The organism is Pseudomonas gebzensis, assembly GCF_034427815.1.
Classification (GTDB): Bacteria; Pseudomonadota; Gammaproteobacteria; order Pseudomonadales; family Pseudomonadaceae; genus Aquipseudomonas.
On the sequence record NZ_JAXQNS010000001.1, the window covers coordinates 553,475 to 571,375 of the forward strand.

14 protein-coding genes are annotated in these 17,901 nt (G+C 65.9%); 7 read left to right on the plus strand and 7 right to left on the minus strand.

Going from position 1 to position 17,901, the window contains the following annotated elements; all coding sequences use genetic code 11:
* Positions 1-137 precede the first annotated feature (137 nt).
* From SJI00_RS02570 to puuE, 4 genes are all read right to left on the minus strand, one after another.
* Positions 138-1,439, minus strand: coding sequence for a urate hydroxylase PuuD (locus tag SJI00_RS02570; protein ID WP_322460177.1), 1,302 nt, complete (start codon positions 1,437-1,439; stop codon positions 138-140).
* A 45-nt stretch (positions 1,440-1,484) separates the two neighbouring features.
* Positions 1,485-1,988: an ureidoglycolate lyase gene (locus SJI00_RS02575; protein WP_322460178.1), complete on the minus strand. Its 504-nt coding sequence runs from the start codon at positions 1,986-1,988 to the stop codon at positions 1,485-1,487.
* A 130-nt stretch (positions 1,989-2,118) separates the two neighbouring features.
* The gene (gene uraD / locus SJI00_RS02580) at positions 2,119-2,634 is read right to left on the minus strand and encodes a 2-oxo-4-hydroxy-4-carboxy-5-ureidoimidazoline decarboxylase (RefSeq protein WP_322460179.1); all 516 of its coding nucleotides are present in this window, start codon (positions 2,632-2,634) and stop codon (positions 2,119-2,121) included.
* Entirely contained in the window at positions 2,631-3,560 is a 930-nt protein-coding gene (gene puuE / locus SJI00_RS02585; RefSeq protein WP_322460180.1) for an allantoinase PuuE, read from the minus strand. Before puuE ends, uraD begins: the two co-directional genes overlap by 4 nt.
* Positions 3,561-3,940: 380 nt before the next feature.
* Here puuE and uraH point away from each other — a divergent pair, with 380 nt between their 5' ends.
* From uraH to SJI00_RS02615, 6 genes are all read left to right on the plus strand, one after another.
* Positions 3,941-4,294, plus strand: a complete 354-nt coding sequence (uraH, locus tag SJI00_RS02590) for a hydroxyisourate hydrolase (RefSeq protein ID WP_322460181.1) — start codon at positions 3,941-3,943, stop codon at positions 4,292-4,294.
* 182 nt (positions 4,295-4,476) lie between these two features.
* Positions 4,477-5,139: a response regulator transcription factor gene (locus tag SJI00_RS02595; protein ID WP_322460182.1), complete on the plus strand. Its 663-nt coding sequence runs from the start codon at positions 4,477-4,479 to the stop codon at positions 5,137-5,139.
* On the plus strand, positions 5,136-6,458 hold the full coding sequence (locus SJI00_RS02600) for an ATP-binding protein (RefSeq protein ID WP_322460183.1): 1,323 nt from the start codon (positions 5,136-5,138) through the stop codon (positions 6,456-6,458). The genes SJI00_RS02595 and SJI00_RS02600 overlap by 4 nt, the downstream gene beginning before the upstream one ends.
* 284 nt (positions 6,459-6,742) lie before the next feature.
* On the plus strand, positions 6,743-8,140 hold the full coding sequence (locus SJI00_RS02605) for an aspartate aminotransferase family protein (RefSeq protein WP_322460184.1): 1,398 nt from the start codon (positions 6,743-6,745) through the stop codon (positions 8,138-8,140).
* Positions 8,141-8,564: 424 nt separating this feature from the next.
* The gene (locus SJI00_RS02610; protein WP_322460185.1) at positions 8,565-10,214 is read left to right on the plus strand and encodes a cyclic peptide export ABC transporter; all 1,650 of its coding nucleotides are present in this window, start codon (positions 8,565-8,567) and stop codon (positions 10,212-10,214) included.
* Positions 10,215-10,600: 386 nt separating this feature from the next.
* Positions 10,601-11,554 carry an alpha/beta hydrolase gene (locus tag SJI00_RS02615; protein WP_322460186.1) on the plus strand — a complete coding sequence of 318 codons (954 nt, stop codon included), beginning with the start codon at positions 10,601-10,603 and terminating at the stop codon, positions 11,552-11,554.
* 273 nt (positions 11,555-11,827) lie between these two features.
* On the opposite strand, the gene pvdN is transcribed toward SJI00_RS02615, so the two are convergent.
* Together pvdN and pvdM are read right to left on the minus strand one after the other, a co-directional pair.
* A complete protein-coding gene (gene pvdN / locus SJI00_RS02620) occupies positions 11,828-13,126 on the minus strand; it encodes a pyoverdine-tailoring periplasmic protein PvdN (protein WP_322460187.1) in 1,299 nt (432 codons plus the stop codon).
* A gap of 7 nt (positions 13,127-13,133) precedes the next feature.
* Positions 13,134-14,492 (minus strand): pyoverdine-tailoring dipeptidase-like protein PvdM, encoded by a 1,359-nt coding sequence (pvdM, locus tag SJI00_RS02625; RefSeq protein WP_322460188.1) that lies wholly within the window; start codon positions 14,490-14,492, stop codon positions 13,134-13,136.
* Positions 14,493-14,643: 151 nt separating this feature from the next.
* On the opposite strand from pvdM, the gene pvdP reads away from it, so the two are divergent.
* The gene (gene pvdP / locus SJI00_RS02630) at positions 14,644-16,269 is read left to right on the plus strand and encodes a pyoverdine maturation tyrosinase PvdP (protein ID WP_322460189.1); all 1,626 of its coding nucleotides are present in this window, start codon (positions 14,644-14,646) and stop codon (positions 16,267-16,269) included.
* 177 nt (positions 16,270-16,446) lie between these two features.
* Here pvdP and SJI00_RS02635 read toward each other — a convergent pair whose 3' ends face one another.
* A complete protein-coding gene (locus SJI00_RS02635) occupies positions 16,447-17,898 on the minus strand; it encodes an efflux transporter outer membrane subunit (protein ID WP_322460190.1) in 1,452 nt (483 codons plus the stop codon).
* Positions 17,899-17,901: the final 3 nt, after the last annotated feature.

Sequence of the window (17,901 nt, forward strand, 5' to 3'; positions counted from 1 at the left end):
GGTCAGGTTGTTATCGCCACCGACCCGTCGAGCTGCCGTCAATGGCGTGGTTGGTGGCACCCCACGCGCCTGCCGGCAGGCGCCGGGTGTACGCCGCAGTCACGGTGCACACCGCGACGCTCTGGTTGACGGACGCCTCAGTTGACCGGCGCACCCTTGGCGATCCAGTCGCCGACCAGCTTGCGTTCCTCGGCGGTCATCTGGGTGATGTTGCCCAGCGGCATGATCTGGCTGGCCACGGCCTGGGCCTGGATGCGTGCCGCCTGGGCGTGCATCTGCTGCGGGGTGTCGAACAGCACACCACCCGGCGCCGTGCTGAACAGCGGGCTGGTAGGGGTGGAGGAATGGCACACCGTGCAGCGCTGCTGGATCACCTCATGCACCTGGGTAAAGGCCTCGGCGTTGGCCGGTGCCGAGGCTTGGGCCGGTGCTGCAGCGGCTTGCGCGGCCTGCGCCTGGCGACGTTCTGCAGCGGTCTTGCCGCCCACCGCTGTGGCGGGCAGCGGCTGGTACTGCGCTGCAGCCTGCTCAGGGCCGGACGGCGCCGGTTTCGGCGCGGTGACGTACGCCAGGCAGATCATCGCCAATGCACCGGCGGGGAGGGTCCAGGCGTATTTGTGGCTGTCGTGGCGGGTGTTGAAGTAGTGACGGATCAGCACCGCCGCCACCGCAATCCCGGCCAGGATCAGCCAGTTGTACTGGCTGCCGTAGGTGCTCGGGAAATGGTTGCTGATCATGATGAACAGCACCGGCAGGGTGAAGTAGTTGTTGTGCCGCGAGCGCAGCAGGCCTTTTGCCGGCAGCGACGGGTCGGGCGTGCGGTTCTGTTCGATGGCGGCGACCAGCTGGCGCTGCGCCGGCATGATGATGCGGAACACGTTGCCGACCATGATGGTGCCCATGATCGCGCCGGTGTGCAGGTACGCGCCGCGGCCGCTGAACACCAGGCTGAAGCCCCAGCAGGCGGCGATGATCAGCACGAACAGCACGCCACCGAGCAGCATCGGCCGTTTACCGAGCGGCGAATCGCACAGCAGGTCGTAGATGAACCAGCCGGCGACCAGCGAGCCGACGCCAATGGCCACGCCTTCACCGCCCGACAGCGTGCTGCCCGGGGCCAGCAGGTACAGGGTCGGGTTCCAGTAGAACACCACGCACAACAGCGCGATGCCCGACATCCAGGTGAAGTACGCCTCCCATTTGAACCAGTGCAAATTATCGGGCATTTTCGGTGGGGCGAGCTTGTATTTCTCCAGGTGGTAGATGCCACCCCCGTGAATCGCCCACAGATCACCCGACAGCCCCTCGCGGGGCGTGCGCCGATCCAGGTTGTTTTCCAGCCAGACGAAATAGAACGACGCGCCGATCCAGGCGACACCCGTGATCATGTGAACCCAGCGAACGCTCAGGTTCAGCCACTCGTGAAGGTGTGCTTCCACAGTTGGTACCTTTCGCCGGTCACCGCGCTGATGACCGACCCTTTCTTATTGGTGGGGACTGAGGACCATCAATTGCTCCTCGGTGAAGTAATGCTCATCGCAGTTGTTGCCTTCACCACTGCGATCAACCACCAGGAAGTCATCCCGCTTTTCGATCGTCAGCACCGGGTGGTGCCAGACGCCGCGATGGTAATTGATGCCCTGCCTGCCATTGGTAAGGAAGGCGCGGACCGAACCTGATACAGGCACATCGCCAGGTGGCGCGACCACGATCAGAAAAGGATTGCCGAGCAGCGGAATGAAAGCCTGGCTGCCCCGCGGATGGCGTTCGAGCATGCGAATCGTCAGCGGCATTTGCAGCGACTCGGCGCGAAAGATGCTGATGATCGCCTTGTCGCCCAGCTCGGCGGTATCGACCTCGGCGAGCTTGTGAAAGCGCATGGTCGAGCCGTTGTTGATCATGAAGTGGTCACGGCCATCGGTTTCGATCACGTCACCGAACGGGGCGAAGGCTTCTTGGGTCAGGGGCTCGATCATCAAGGTGCGCATGGTGGTGTTCTCTTTGTCTTGTGGTGTGCAGAAAGACTGCAGCATTGGCCTGCGGCGCGGCGGACGGTTCACGCGTCGGGCCACAGGGGTGTTTCACGGGTGGTGCCGGCAAGGTTCGCCCCTGCGCGTCTCACAGTTGCGACAGGCGCAGCAGGGCAATGCGGTTGATCTGCAGCAGCGCCTGCTTGAACTCGGTGGTGAGGTCGTTGTGCAGGCGCGCCTCGAAGGCGGCGAGGATCTGGTGCCGGTTGCTGCCCTTGACCGCCATGATGAACGGGAAGTGGAAACGCGCCTTGTAAGCGGCGTTCAGCGCGGTGAAACGGGCGAACTCCTCAGCGGTGCACTGGTTGATGCCGGCCCCGGCCTGCTCGGCGGTGCTCGAGGCGGTCAGTTCACCCTGTACGGCGGCCTTGCCGGCGAGATCCGGGTGCGCATTGATCAGCGCCAACTGCTCGGCGTGGCTGGCGCTGAGCAGGACCTCGCTCATGCGCTGGTGCAGGGTGTCGACGTCGTCGAGTTCGCTCACCCGGCCCTGATCGAAGGCGCGCTGGGCCACCCACGGAGAGTGTTCATAGATGTCGGCGAACGCGGCAATGAACGCTTCGCGGTTCAACGTGGACGGGGTCAGGGTCTGGAACGCGCTCATCGGACAGCCCCTTTGACATAGGGGTGAGTGGCGTGCCAGTGGCGGGCGATGTCTGCACGGCGGGCAAACCACACGTGCTCGTGGCGCTTGGCGTACTCGACGAAGCGCTTGAGTGCTGCCAGCCGTGCCGGACGGCCGACCAGGCGGCAGTGCAGGCCGATGGAGAGCATTTTCGGCGCCTCGCTGCCTTCTTCGTAGAGCACGTCGAAGGCGTCCTTGAGGTACTGGTAAAACTGTTCGCCGCAGTTGAACCCTTGCACTTGGGTGAAGCGCATGTCGTTGGTGTCCAGGGTGTAGGGGATCACCAGGTGCGGCTTGTCGGTGGGGTTGTTGCGTTCCCAGTAGGGCAGGTCGTCGTCGTAGGTGTCGCTGTCGTACAGAAAGCCGCCTTCTTCCATCACCAGGCGCCGGGTGTTCGGGCTGGTGCGGCCGGTGTACCAGCCGACGGGGCGCTCGCCGGTGAGTTCGGTGAGGATGCGGATGGCTTCGTGCATGTGCTCGCGTTCCTGCGCCTCGTCCATGTTCTGGTAGTCGATCCAGCGGTAGCCGTGGCTGCAGATTTCATGGCCGGCCTGGGCCATGGCGCGAATCACGTCAGGGTGGCGCTGGGCGGCCATGGCCACGGCGAAGACGGTCAGCGGCACGCCACTGTCCTTGAACAGCTTGAGCAGGCGCCATACCCCCGCGCGGCTGCCGTATTCGTACAGCGATTCCATGCTCTGGTTGCGTTGGCCTTGCAGCGGCTGCGCGGCGACCATTTCAGAGAGGAACGACTCCGATTCCTTGTCGCCGTGAAGGATGTTGCGCTCACCGCCTTCCTCGTAATTGAGCACGAAAGACAACGCGATGCGGGCATTGCCCGGCCAGTGCGGGTGTGGAGGGTTGTTGCCGTAGCCAATCAGGTCGCGAGGGTAGTCAGCGCTCACTGCAGTCTTCCTTCTTGTTCGTTGAGTGCAGGCGGTAGGGCGAGGCCGCGTCGGGATGTCGCACTACCGGATCAGCTGATTGTATACAAGATTTAAAATCCTTTGTAAGCCCGTTTTTTCCTCACATCCGCCTTTTGTCGGCGATCGGGCAGGCGCTATAAAACTGCCTGATTGGTCAGGTATTGTCTATAGGCAGTACGGGTGTATTGCGTTTGGCTGTTTTGGGGTGGGGTCATGAACTGGACCGGATCGACGCAAAAAATTGTGTACAATCTTTCGGTCTGCTGCCTTAATAAACGCCATTGTCCACCGCTACAGGGCTCAGCGCCTGGCAGTGGCTTCCCGTTTTTTTACTTGAACCGACAAGAGGCAACACGCCCATGGGCCGCTTGACCACACATGTACTGGACGCCGCACACGGCTGCCCCGGCAGCGCCATCACCGTCGAGCTGTACCGCGTCGACGGTCAGCGCCTGGAGCTGGTGCGCAGCGCCGTGACCAACAGCGACGGGCGCGTCGATGCGCCGCTGCTCGAGGGCGCGGCCTACCGCAGCGGCGTCTACCAACTGCAGTTCGCCGCCGGTGACTATTACCGGGCCCGTGGCACGCCACTGCCAGCGCAAGCGTTTCTCGATGTGGTGGTGCTGCGCTTCGGCATCGACGCTGCGCAGGACCACTACCATGTGCCGCTGCTGATTTCACCGTACAGCTATTCCACCTATCGCGGCAGTTGATCTTGTTGCGATACCGCGCTTCGTAGGTACTTGCCCGCGCACACGGCGGGCTTTTTTATGCCTGCTGCATGGGGAGGCGAAGGCATAGGTCAGAACACGCGCACCGCACCGGCCGTCGGGGGCATAATTCCCCCTTAATCCTGCTGCGGTGCACTGCCGCTCCCTTCCCTGGAAACCCCACCATGCACGTACTGCTCTGCGAGGACGACGACCTGATCGCCAGCGGCATCTGCGCCGGCCTGACCGCGCAGGGCCTGACCGTGGACCGGGTAGCCACCGCTGCCGCCGCGCGCCATGTGCTGCAAACGGCACGTTTCGATGTGATGGTGCTCGACCTCGGCCTACCCGACGAAGACGGCCTGGCGTTTCTGCGCCGCCTGCGTCAGAGCGGCGAAGCCTTGCCGGTGCTGGTGCTGACGGCTCGCGATGCGGTCACCGACCGGGTCGATGGCCTGCAAGCCGGCGCGGACGACTACCTGCTCAAACCCTTCGACCTGCGTGAACTGGCGGCGCGCCTGCATACCCTGTTGCGGCGCGTGGCCGGGCGGGCGGTGAATGCCATCGAGCACGGCCCGCTACGCTATGACCCGAGCACCTGCGAAGCTTTTCTGCATGATCAGCCCGTCGACCTGTCGCGCCGCGAGCAGGCCTTGCTCCAGGCGCTGTTACAGAACCCTGGGCGGGTGCTGTCGAGCGAGCAATTGAAAGACTGCGTCTACGGCTTCAACGATGAGGTCGAGAGCAACGCGCTGAACGTTCACATCCACCACCTGCGGCGCAAGCTCGGCAGCGGCATCGTCGAAACGGTGCGTGGTCTGGGCTACCGCCTGGGGCCAGCCTCATGAGCCTGCGCGTTCGCTTGTCGTTGATACTGGGCAGCGCCTTCGTGTTCATCTGGGCCTTGGCGGCAGCCTGGATGCTGTGTGACCTGCGCCAGCAAATGATGTTTTCCTTAGACCAGCGCCTGGTGGCCTCGGCGCGCATGGTGGCCGGGCTTATCGACCAGTTGCCGCAACCGCTCACTGCCAAGGGCCAGGACGCGCATTTTGCCGCCGACCAGCTCAGCGTGCCCGATGGCATGGCCTGCCAGGTCACCTCGCTGCGGGGCGAGATCCTGGCCAGCAATCACCAGCACGACACCACCCTGGACGAGCGCGGCAGTGGTTTCCACGACCCGGTCATCGACGGCGCCCAGTGGCGCAGCTTCACCTACAGCCATGGCGATGTGCGCATCACCACCGCCGACCGCAACCAGGAGCGCGAGGCGCTGAACCGCTCGATCCTGCTGGCCGCTTCGGCGCCTGTGCTGATGGCCTTGCTCGGCAGCCTTGGGTTGTTGTGGATCGGCCTGGGCAAGGGCCTGGCACCGCTCAACCGCATGCGCGATGCCCTGCGCCAGCGCCGCGCTGACAGCGTCGAGCCGTTGCAGGTGGCCGGCCTGCCCAGCGAGTTGCAGCCGCTGCTCGACACCCAGAACCAGCTGTTCAAGCGCATCGCCCAGACCATCGAGCGCGAACGCCGCCTGACCGACGATGCCGCCCATGAACTGCGCAGCCCCTTGACGGTGATCAAGACCCACCTGCAAGTGGCGCGCATGACTGACGGCGCGGTGCGCGAACACGCCCTCGAGCATGCCGAGCAAGGCGCCGACCGCCTGCACCGCACCCTGGAGCAACTGCTGATGCTGGCGCGCGTGGAAGGCAGCCTGTCGTTCGACGACGGCGTGCAGTGCAGCGCCGAGCAGGTGGCGCGCCAGGCCCTGCACGACGTGGGCATCGACAACGCCCGGCGGATCCGCCTGCATGTGCCCGACGAGGCTGCCCGTGTGTACCTCGGCATGCCGGCGCCCCTGGCGGTCACGGCCTTGCGTAACCTGCTCGACAACGCCCTGCGCCACGGCGGCGGCCAGACACCGGTCGAGCTGGACGTGCAGATGATCGACGGTGACGTCGGTTTCGTGGTCCGCGATCACGGCCCCGGCATCGCCGCCGATGACCTGCAACGGCTCACCGAGCGCTTCTGGCGCCACAGCCAGAGCGGCGGTTGCGGGCTGGGCCTGGCCATCGTCGAGGCGATTGCCCAGCGCTGCGCCGGGCGGCTGCGTTTCGACAATCTGGAAGATGGCCTGCAGGTGTGGTTGCAGTTGCCGGCGCGCAGTCTCTGACTGCCTGGCAGGCGTCTGTGCAATCCACGGTCCTGGCAGAATCGGTCCATGCTCGAGCCCAGTCCAGTGCTTCGCCGGGTGCCGGCGCCTCGACGACCTCGCAATGCCCCTCGGGTGTCGCAGTGGTCGCTGCTGTGCAGCCTCTGACCGTTCGCAAGGCGCCTGAAAAATCCCGCGGCCAGCGCTAAATCCGTTCTTCAGCCAAGCGTTCTCCAAGCATCGTCCCGCGCTTGGCCGAGTACTCGGCTGGGCCCGTACCACACGCCTGCTTGTGAGGTCTTGCCATGTCCAGTGCTTCCCGTCTTGCCCAGGTTCTGCCGGCCGCCGAGCCCCAGGCCCTTTACGAATTCACCGATTCGCCGCTGCTGCTGCGCCAACAGCAACAGGAATCCAATGCCCGCAGCTATCCACGGCGTATCCCGCTGGCGCTCAAGCGTGCGCGCGGCATTTACCTGGAAGATGTCGAAGGCCGTCAGTTCCTCGACTGCCTGGCCGGGGCAGGCACCTTGGCCCTGGGCCACAATCACCCGGTGGTGATCGAAGCGATCCAGCGGGTGTTGGCCGATGAACTGCCGCTGCACACCCTGGACCTGACCACGCCGGTCAAAGACCGCTTCGTGCAGGACCTGTTCGGCCTGCTGCCTGAAGGCTTGCGTCGCGAAGCCAAGATCCAGTTCTGTGGCCCCACCGGCACCGATGCGGTCGAAGCGGCGCTCAAGCTGGTGCGTATCGCCACCGGGCGTAGCACGGTGATGTCGTTCCAGGGTGCCTACCACGGCATGTCCCAAGGCGCACTGAGCTTGATGGGCAGCCTGGGCCCGAAACGAGCGCTGGGCGCGCTGCTCAACAACAACGTGCAGTTCTTGCCGTATCCCTACGACTACCGCTGCCCGTTCGGGCTCGGTGGCGAAGCCGGTGTGCGGGCCAACCTGCATTACCTGGAAACCCTGTTCAGCGACCCCGAAGCCGGCGTGCAACTGCCGGCAGCGGTGATCGTCGAAGCAGTGCAGGGCGAGGGCGGGATGATTCCGGCCGATGTGCAGTGGCTGCGCGGGTTGCGGCGGATCACCGAACAGCATGGGGTGGCGTTGATCGTCGACGAGATCCAGAGCGGCTTCGCCCGCACCGGCAAGATGTTCGCCTTCGAGCACGCCGGCATCGTGCCCGACGTGGTGACCTTGTCCAAAGCGATTGGCGGCAGCCTTCCGCTGGCCGTGGTGGTCTATCGCGACTGGCTCGATCAGTGGGGGCCAGGCGCCCATGCCGGTACCTTCCGTGGCAACCAGATGGCCATGGCGGCGGGCTCGGCGGTGATGAACTACCTGGTTGAGCACGATCTGGCCGCCCACGCCGAGTCCATGGGCCAACGCCTGTGCGCGCACTTGCGCCAGCTGCAGCGCGACTACCCGCAACTGGGCGACGTCCGCGGCCGCGGCCTGATGCTCGGGGTCGAACTGGTTGATCCGAATGGCGTACCTGATGCACTCGGCCATCCACCGATCTGCCCTCTGCTGGCGCCAAAAGTGCAGCGCGAATGCCTGCGCCGCGGCCTGATCATCGAGCTGGGCGGCCGCCATGGCGCGGTCGTGCGCTTCCTTCCGCCCTTGATCATCACCGCCGAGCAGGTCGATGAGGTGGCCGAACGCTTCGGTGATGCCCTGCGTGCAGCGTTAGTGGGGTGACTCAGTAGCGCTGACGCTTGCACGCCAGCAACTCACAGAAGAGGTGTAGGAGCGGCCGGTCCGGCGCTCGGATTGCCGCGATGGCCGGCAGAGCCGGCCTGGCCCTGGGCACCGAGCACCGCCGGTGACGGGGGCTACAGCATGGGGCCGGCTGCGCTGCCCATGGCGGCGTCGGTCGAGCCTGAAAATATCATTTAAATCAACATCTTATGATTATTTCTATACGGGTGAGGGGCGACAGCGCCGCCCCAGCGCCAATGACGGGTACCGCCCGATAAGCTCGATTGTCGCCATCGGGCTGACTCGCAGCCCTGGTGCAAGCGCATCGCTAAATCCATCTGCAGACCAAACGTCCTTCTACTACATGGCCGCCCGGCCACCCACCGCCCCTGGCGCCCCGCCAGCTTGCGACCGAGGTAGTTTCATGTCCGCACCACCGCGCAGCGCCTTCCACGAATTGATGACCTTGCTGCAGCCGTACCGCTGGATCGTGGTCGGGTCCATCGCGCTCGGCATCCTCGGGGGGCTGAGCATCACCGCCCTGCTGGCCACGGTGAACCAGGGTCTGCACAACGCTGACGGTCTGAGTCGCGGGGTGATCCTGGCCTTCGCCGGCCTGTGCCTGGTGGCCTTGCTCAGTGGCATCGCTGCCGATATCGGCACCAACCTGGTCGGGCAGAAAGTCATCGCTCGCCTGCGCAAGGAGCTGGGCGCCAAGGTGCTCGCCGCGCCGATCGAGCAGATCGAGCGCTACCGCAGTCATCGCCTGATCCCGGTGCTGACCCACGATGTGGACACCATCAGCGACTTCGCCTTTTCCTTCGCGCCGCTGGCGGTGTCGTGCACCGTGGTGCTGGGTTGCCTGGGCTACCTGGCCACGCTGTCACTGCCGATCTTCGCCATGACCGTGGTGGCCATCGGCATTGGCTCGGCGATCCAGTTCGTGGCCCGCAACAAAGGCGAGCGCGGCTTCAACCAGGCGCGCGACGCTGAAGACGACCTGCAGAAGCACTATTCGGCCATCGCCGAAGGCGCCAAGGAGCTGCGCATCCACCGGCCGCGTCGGCATGCCATGTTCACCCGCAACATCCAGGGCACCGCCGACCACATCTGCGACACGCACATCCGTTCGATCAACATTTTCGTGATCGCCAAGAGCCTGGGCTCGATGCTGTTCTTCGTGGTCATTGGCCTGGCCCTGGCCATGCAGTCACTGCTGCCGGACAACGACCCTGCAGTGATCAGCGGTTTCGTGCTGGTGCTGCTGTACATGAAGGGTCCGCTGGAAAACCTGATTGGCAACCTGCCTATCGTCAGCCGAGCGCAGATCGCCTTCCGCCGTATTGCCGACCTCTCGGAGCGTTTTTCGTCCCCCGAGCCGCACCTGCTGCTAGACGATGTGCGCACACCGCCAGTGGTGCTCGAGCGCTTGGAGCTGCGTGAGGTCGAGTACGCCTACCCGACGGTCGAGGGCAGCGCGCCGTTTCGCGTGGGGCCGGTCAACCTGAGCATCGCCCAGGGCGAGATCGTGTTCATCGTCGGTGATAACGGTTCGGGCAAAACGTCACTGATCAAGCTGCTGCTGGGGCTGTATGCGCCCAGCAAGGGTCAGGTGCGGGTCAACGGCACACCGGTGGACGCTGCCGGGCTGGATGACTACCGGCAGATGTTCACCACGATCTTTGCCGACTACTTCCTGTTCGATGACTTGATGCAGACCGACAAAACCGTGCCGCAAGAAGCCACCCGCTACCTGGAACGCCTGGAGATCGCGCACAAGGTCAGCGTGCGCGATGGCGCGTTCACCACCACTGACCTGTCCACCGGGCAACGCAAGCGCCTGGCCCTGGTCAACGCCTGGCTCGACGAACGCCCGGTGCTGGTGTTCGACGAGTGGGCCGCGGACCAGGACCCGGCGTTCCGGCGGATCTTCTACACCGAGCTACTGCCGGAACTCAAACGCCTGGGCAAGACCTTGATCGTGATTTCCCATGACGATCGTTATTTCGATGTCGCGGATCATCTGGTGCGCCTAGAGGCCGGGCGGGTGGTGTGTGAGCCGGCGCTGGCTTGAGCGGAGGTCGCTTTGACGGGGAGCCGTCGTTGACACGAACACGCGCTGGCTTGACCTGGCGCTGGCTGACCCCGCATCGACCGGAGCCAGGGACGGTTTGCACCGAGGCTGATCCGAAACGGGGCTGGCTTGACCTCGCGCTGGCTGAATCTGCATCGACCGGAACCAGGGGTGGTTTGCACCGAAGTCGATCCGAAACGGGGCTGGCTTGACCTCGCGCTGGCTGACCCCGCATCGACCGTAACCAGGGGCGGTTTCCACCGAGGTTGATCCGAACCGGCCCTGGCCGCAGCCGGCACCCGCAGCGACAGGGACCCCAGCAGGCGCACTTGAACTGAACGCGCCCACTTTCCACTGCACCTGATGCTTACCAAGAGGACACCGCAATGCCGCTGGACCCTGACCTGGAAGGTTTTCTCGAACTGGCCGAGCTGGGCCGCCTGAGTGGCAAACAGCAGCCCCTGCACGCGCTGAGCGTGGCACAAGCGCGGGCGACCTTCGCCTTCAGCTCGGAAGTGCTCGACCCCTCGCCGCCGGGGGCGGTGCAGGTCAGTACGCACGCGATCGAATGCCGCGATGGCGAGCAGCTGCACGCACGCCTCTACCGGCCTGCCGGCAGCGCCGAGCCGCTGCCCTGCCTGCTGTATTTCCATGGCGGCGGCTATGTGGTCGGCGGCCTCGACTCGCATGATTCGGTGTGCCGGCGCCTGGCAACGTGCAGCGCTCACGCCGTGCTGGCTCCGGCCTATCGCCTGGCGCCGGAGCAGGTGTTCCCCACTGCTGTGCATGACGCCGAAGACAGCGCCGCATGGCTGGTGCGACAAGCCGCAGGGCTGGGTGTGGATAGCGCTCGAATCAGTGTGGCCGGAGACAGCGCCGGCGCTACCCTGGCCACGGTCCTGGCCATCGCTGCGGCACGCGGCGAGCTGGCTGCCGGGTTCGCCCCGCGCGCGCAGCTGCTGTTCTACCCGGTCACCGACACCGCACAGCCCCGTCCTTCCCACGCGCGGTTCGCCGAAGGCTACCTGCTGGAAAGCGCTACGCTCGAGTGGTTCTACCAGCACTATCTGAGCGAGCCTGGGCAGCGTCGCGACTGGCGCGCATCGCCTTTGCGCGCACAGGGCCTGCCGGCACTTGCCCCCGCGTACCTGAGCCTGGCCGAATACGACCCGCTGTATGACGAAGGCTTGGCCTATGCCGCACACCTGCGCGCCAGCGGCACCTCGGTGACCCTGCTGACCCAGCACGGCCTGACCCATGATTTTCTGCGGATGTCGGGCATCACGGGGCAGATCGATGGTATCTACAGCGCCGTGGGCGATTGGCTACGCCATCTCTGAAGGCGGCTGCGTAACGCATCGATGGACGCTTCAACCGCGCTGGCTGGCGCAGCCGGCCCGCTGCAGGCGCCGCGCAACAGCCGGTGAATGGAGGTTGCAGCCTTGGGTCGGCTGCGCCGCCCATCGCGGCAATAGCCGCTCCCACAGAGAAATGATCTGCGCTCCAAACGTGGACGGGTGTCCAACATTTGGGGCGCCGCTCAAAACGAATGCTCTGCACCACGGCGGTGACTGGCGGCGGGCGGATTCCTGCACCTCCGCGCCTCAACGGATTCAAGCCAGGACGCGACCCAGACGGTCCATCAAGCGGTCGATCTGTTGTTCGTCGTTGAGCAGTCCCGGCGCGGTGCGAATGACCGGACCGACGTCACGGCTCACCGCATCGACCGTGACCTTGCGTGCGATCAGTGCGGCCGCCACCGCATCGCAGTCACGGCCCTTGACCGTGAAGAAGGTGAAGCCCGACGACAGCTCGGCGCTGCGCGGGGTGACCAGACGAATGCGCGGGTCGGCGGCGAGCTGGTCGCGCAGGTAGCCGTTGAGCTGATGGATGCGCGTCTGTACCTCGCCCTTGCCCAACTGCAGATGCAGCTTGAAGGCTTCATCCAGTGCCCAGCGGTGCTCGAATGCGTGGTAGCCACCCGGGGTCATGCGCGTGGCGAAGTTGGTGTCTTCGGAGAAGGTCGGCACCAGCGGGGTCACGTCTTCCAGGGTTTCGCTGCGGGCGCAGATGATGCCGGTGCCGCGCGGGCCGAACATCCACTTGTGCGTGCCGGCGATGAAAAAATCGCAGTTCATCTGGGCGAAGTCGAGGTTCTCGACACCGAGCCCGTGCACCCCGTCGATCACGTAGAGGATGCGCTGCGCCGCCGTGCGTCCGCGGTTGTGCCGCGCCACCAGCTCGCCGATCTGCGCCACCGGCAACTTCACGCCGCTGCTCGAATGCACCCAGGTCATGCCCAGCACCCGGGTTTCAGGGCGGATGGCGCGGTCGATGTTGCCGAGAATCTCTTGGTCGGTCACCTGCGCCGGGTCGTCGAACAGGCTGATCTTGCGCACGCGGGTGCCGTCGCGCTCGGTGCGGTAGGCCAGGGTGTAGTGGGTCGAATAGTGCTCGTGCCGGGTGGTGAGAATCTCTTGCTCGGGGCGCACATGGATGCCGCCATAGATCATCGACAGGCCCTCGGTGGTGCTGCCGGTCAGGGCGATCTGCGCAGGTTTGGCGCCGAGGTAGCGAGCGGCCCATTCACGCACCTGGCCTTCATGCTGCCAGGTTTCCTCACGGTCCCAGTCCATGGCCACGGCCGGGTTACGGTCGAGCCAGGCGCGGTGGCGCTCAATGGCCTCGCGCACCGGTGTGGGGTGGGCGGTCAGCAGGAAATTGGCGAAGTGCAGGTAGTCCGCATCGAGGCTGAACATCCCCTGCAACTGTTGCCATTTGTCCTTGCCCACAGGGCTGGGTGCGGGGGCCGGGGTCGAAGAATGCGCGCTGCACGCGGCGAGCCCGCCACTCAAAGGGACTGCCATGGCCAGCAGGCTGGCGTTTTTCAGAAAGGTACGGCGGTCGGTCATGGCAGGGTCACGGCGTCGGGGGCTGAGAGGGGGGTGCAGGTGTCGCAGCCTGTTGCACCTGCGCCCAGGTGCGCAGGAAGTTGCCGCCCCAGAGCTTGGCGATGTCGGCTTCGGAGTAACCGCGCTGGAGCAGCTCGGCGGTGACGTTGCGAGACTCGCTGACATCGTTCCAGCCCAGCACGCCGCCGCCCTCGTTGAAGTCCGAGGCAATGCCGACGTGGTCGATGCCGATCTTGCGCACGGTGTAGTCGATGGCGTCGCCAAACTCCTTGAGGCCGGCCTTGGGCTCTTCTTCGAGGATGGCGTACAGCTGGCTGGCGTAGCTGCCGAATTGCTGCTCGCTCCAGGCGGCGATCACCGGGTCGCCGGGCATCAGCGCCATGGCCTGATTGGGCAGGCTGGGCAAGCCGAACGTGCGGCGCAGCGCGTTGAGCTTGTCTTGGGTCTGTTGCGTCAGCGGCTTGAGGTATTGGGAAAACGCCACCACCTGCACCACGCCGCCGCTGTCGCGGATCAGGCGCATTTCCTTGTCGCTGAGGTTGCGCGGGATGTCGACGAACGCGCGCGGCACCGAATGCGAGGCAACGATCGGCGCACGGCTGAGCGCAGCCACCTGCTCCAGCGCGGGGGTCGACATGTGCGACACATCGATCATCACGCCCAGGTCGTTGAGCCGCTGCACCGCTTGCTTGCCCAGGTCCGAGAGGCCGCCCAGGGCATCGGGCGAGTCATTGAGAAACGGCAGTGGCCGTGACGAATCGGCCCAGTCGTTGTTGCCGATGTAGCTGAAACCGAACAGGCGCATGCCGCGCGCGGCCCAGACGTCCAGCAGGTCCAGGTCGTGGCCCAGCGGGTAGGCGTTGAGCATGCTGATGAAGATCGCGAATTTGCCTTCGCCATGCAGGCGCCGCAGGTCGTCGGGTGTATAGGCAATACCGACCTGGTTGGGAAAGTCGCGGGCCATGCCGGTAATGGCCTTGTAGCGCACTTCCTGCTGATTGCGCGCTTCTTCGATGAAGCCTGCGGTGGGGCGGTGCGGGGCGTTGGGGCCGTTCCAGATTTCCGGCCAGCCGAAAATCGTCAGCGCGGCGCCCGAGAGCCGCCCCTTGGCGGCTTTCACCAGGTCGAAGGCGCCGCCGGTGTCCTGGTCGGCCTCGCGGCCTTCGCTGCCAAAGCTCAGCGGCAGGGTGATGTGACTGTCGAACGAGATCAGCCGCTCCTGCAGCGCATCGGCCTGCTCGACCACCTTGCGCGGGTACGCCGGGGCAGGGTCGAGTGCGTGCCAGGCCAGGTAGCCGCCGACGCCGATCAGCACGGCCAGCGGCAGGCCAAGGTAGAGGGTCTTGTTCCAGCGAGGTGATTTCATTGCCGTCTCGATGCAGGTCACGGGCGGGGCTATCCGGGAAGAACGAGGCCTGAGTGGGAAAATTTAGTCCGGGCGGTAGCCTTAAATTTGCCCTGCCAGCAAACGTTCTTGCTGGGATAGCGCCTGCTTCAGGGCGGACTCAGGTGGGGTAATGACACTTTCTCGACGAGGCTTCATGGCCGTGGCGGCGCTGCTGGGTGCCGCCGTGCCTGCGGGCTATTACGGCCACCGCGAACTGACCCGACCCGAGGAGGCGCCCGAGACCCCGGGCGAGGCCACCGTCGACCTCACCGATGGGGCGGGTCAGCATCTGGCCAATCGCCTGCGCGGCATCTGGAGTGTGCGCATGCACGGCGCCGAGGCCGGCCTGCCAGGCCTGTCGGGCGATGACCTGGAGCTGTTCATCGACATCGCCGCGCGAGGGCGCGGGGTACGCGGTTGCCTGGATAGCGCCGCGCGCCTGCGCAGCGAGGCGCAGCCGGCGTACGGGTTGGTCGGCGACCTGCGCCAGGACAACGACGGCAGGCTGTACTGGCGCCTGGTAGCGGCGCACGCGACCGCCCCGCGCTATGAAATGAGCGTGCAGGTCGATGAGGTCTGGGACGCCTTCGGCAATGCCGGGCGTGACACGTTCACCGGACGGCTGATCGACCTCGAGCGGCCTCTGGCACTGCCGCAGCGGGACACGCTGTTCGTCGCCACCAAGCATGCCTTTCCCGAGGCGCGTCAGCGCATCACCCTGCAGCCGCCCTTGCTGGCCTGGCTGATCTCGGCCGAGCACCGCCTGTTTCATCAGCTGTGGCATGCCAGCCGTGATCGATGGCACACGTTGCCCGACGACAAGCGCAACGCCCTGCGTGGCCTGGGCTGGCAACCCGGCCCGCGAGACAGCGAGCGTGACGCCCGTGGCCGTCACAAGGACCGCAACGGCTCCGGGGTGGATTTCTTCTTCATGCACCGGCACATGCTGGCCAGTGCGCGTGCGTTGCAACCGCTGCCCTCGTGGCCCCATTTCCCGCTGCCGCAACCTGCATTGGAGCGCGATCGCCAAGGGTTTGCCGCGTATTTCGACAACCTCGATGGCTGCTCCATCCCGCCCACCTGGCTGGCGGACGACGACGAGGAATACACCGAGTGGGTCAGTGGCATCAAACGCGAAGAGACCTTCCAGGCCAACTTCGCGCTGTGGGAATCGCAGTACCGTGACCCGCGCTATCTCTCGCAGATGACCCTCGGGCAGTTGGGCTCGGAGATGGAACTGGGCCTGCACGATTGGCTGCACATGCGCTGGGCGGCCGTGCCGCGCGACCCGTCCAACGGCGCACCTGTGCCCTACGGCCGCACCCAGGATGACTTCGCGCCGCGCTGGTTCAGGGCCGAAAACGATTTTCTCGGGGACCCGTTTTCCTCCCATGTGCACCCGGTGTTCTGGCGCTTCCACGGCTGGATCGATGACCGCATCGAAGACTGGTTCGCCGCGCAGGAACGTTTCCATCCGGGCGAAGTGCGCAGGCTCGACGTCAACGGCGTACCCTGGTTCGCGCCAGGGCGCTGGGTCGAGGTGGACGACCCCTGGCTCGGCCCCGACACCCACGGCTGCAGCACCGTACCGGGCGTACGCCCTGGGCGCTCGGTGGAGATGGATGTGGAGACCATGAAGCTTGCGCTGCGGATCATCTGGGCCGGTGAAGACGACGGCATCAAGGGCTTGTTGAAGCGCGTGCCGAAACGGCCGTGGTATGCCCGACATCTGTCGGTGGCCGGAATGGATTTCTAGGCGCTGTCTGACAAGCGCCGGACAGGCCGCTCCGACAGGGGACCGGGTGGGGCGGGGCTGAAGTGATGCCTCAGGAAGGCGCGGTCGGTGTAAGTGGCCGGTCCGGCGCTGCCACGCCACCTTTGGCGACTGACGGGCGCAGCGGACGTCTCGCCCAGCATGCAACCTGATCTTCGCTCAATCCACGCCGCCACGCGCCGTCACCTGCCAGCCGCCGCCCAGCGCCTTGTACAACGCCACGCTGCCCTGCAACCGCTCCAAGCGCAGACGCACCTGTTGATCCTGGGCCAGGAACAGGGTGCGTTGGGTTTCCAGCACCACCAGCAGCGTTTCCGCGCCGGCGCCGTAGCGTTGCTGGGCGAGGTCGAAGGCCAATTGCGCCTGCTGGACTTCCTCGTCCTGCCACTGGCGCTGGCGCTCGACACCGGTCAGCGCGTTCAGCGCTTTCTCCACCTCGGCGAAGCCGCCGATGATCCGCGTGCGGTAATCCTCCAGCAGTTCGGCCTCGCGGGCGCTGGCCAGCTCACGGCCTGCACGCAGCCGGCCATGGTTGAAGATGGGCGCCGCCAGCCCGGCACTGAGGGTATAGAACGGACTGTTGAACACGTCTGCGGCGGTGCGTGCGCCGCTGCCGAGGTCCACCCCCAGTTGCAGGGCCGGCAGCATCGCGGCGCGGGCCACCTGCACGTCGGCACTGGCCGCCGCCAGTCGCGCTTCGGCGGCGGCGATGTCCGGGCGCCGGGTGAGCAGATCGCTCGGTGCGCCCCCAGCCAGGCTCGGCCAGCGTAGTGCGGTGAGCGTTTCAGCGCTGACCGGCAGGTGCTGCACCGGCTCGCCGAGCAAGGTGGCGAGGGTGACGCGGTTGTCCTGGCGCTGCTGTTCAAGCAGCTGCACCTGCCGCTGTTGCGCCGCCTGCAAGCCGCGCTGCTGGGCCAGCTCCAGACGGCTGGCCGCGCCCGCGTGCTGACGGTTTTGCACCAGGCGCAGCACGTCATCGGCGTTGCTCAGGTTGAGGCGGGCGATGCGCACTTGCTCGGCCAGCGTCAGGTCGCGCAGGTAGCTGTCGGCCACCGCGCTGAGCAGGGTCAGCTCGACGGTCTGCCGGTCGAAGCGGCTGGCCTCCAGGCTGCGCAGTGCGCTGTTGCGTTTGCCGCGCACGCCGCCCCAGAAATCCACCTCGTAGCGGGTGCTCAGCACCGCGTCGAAACGTGTGCTGGTGGTGTAGCTGCGGCTCACGTCCAGGCCGTCGTAGCCCGGGCCGCGCATCAGGTGCTGGCGGCCGGCATCGATCGCCAGCTGCACCTCCGGCAGCCGCCCTGCGCCCGCGATCGCCGCGTTGGCCTGGGCCTGGCGCACCCGCGCGGTGGCGGCGGCCAGGTCATGGCTGTTGGCGCGCGCGCGCTCGATCAAGCGGTCCAGGGTCGGGCTGGCGAAGGCATGCCACCACTGGCGGTCGGGCCAGGCGTGAGTAGCCTGTGCGGGGGCGCCTTGCCAGCGTGTCGGGGGGCGCACACCGGCTTCGGGGATGGGCGGCGTGCTGCACGCCGCCAGGGCCAGGCTCAGGGTCAACAGGCTTATGCGACGAGGCAAACCTGGGGTCAGCAGGCTGAGGCGAGGGGTCAGGTTCATGGG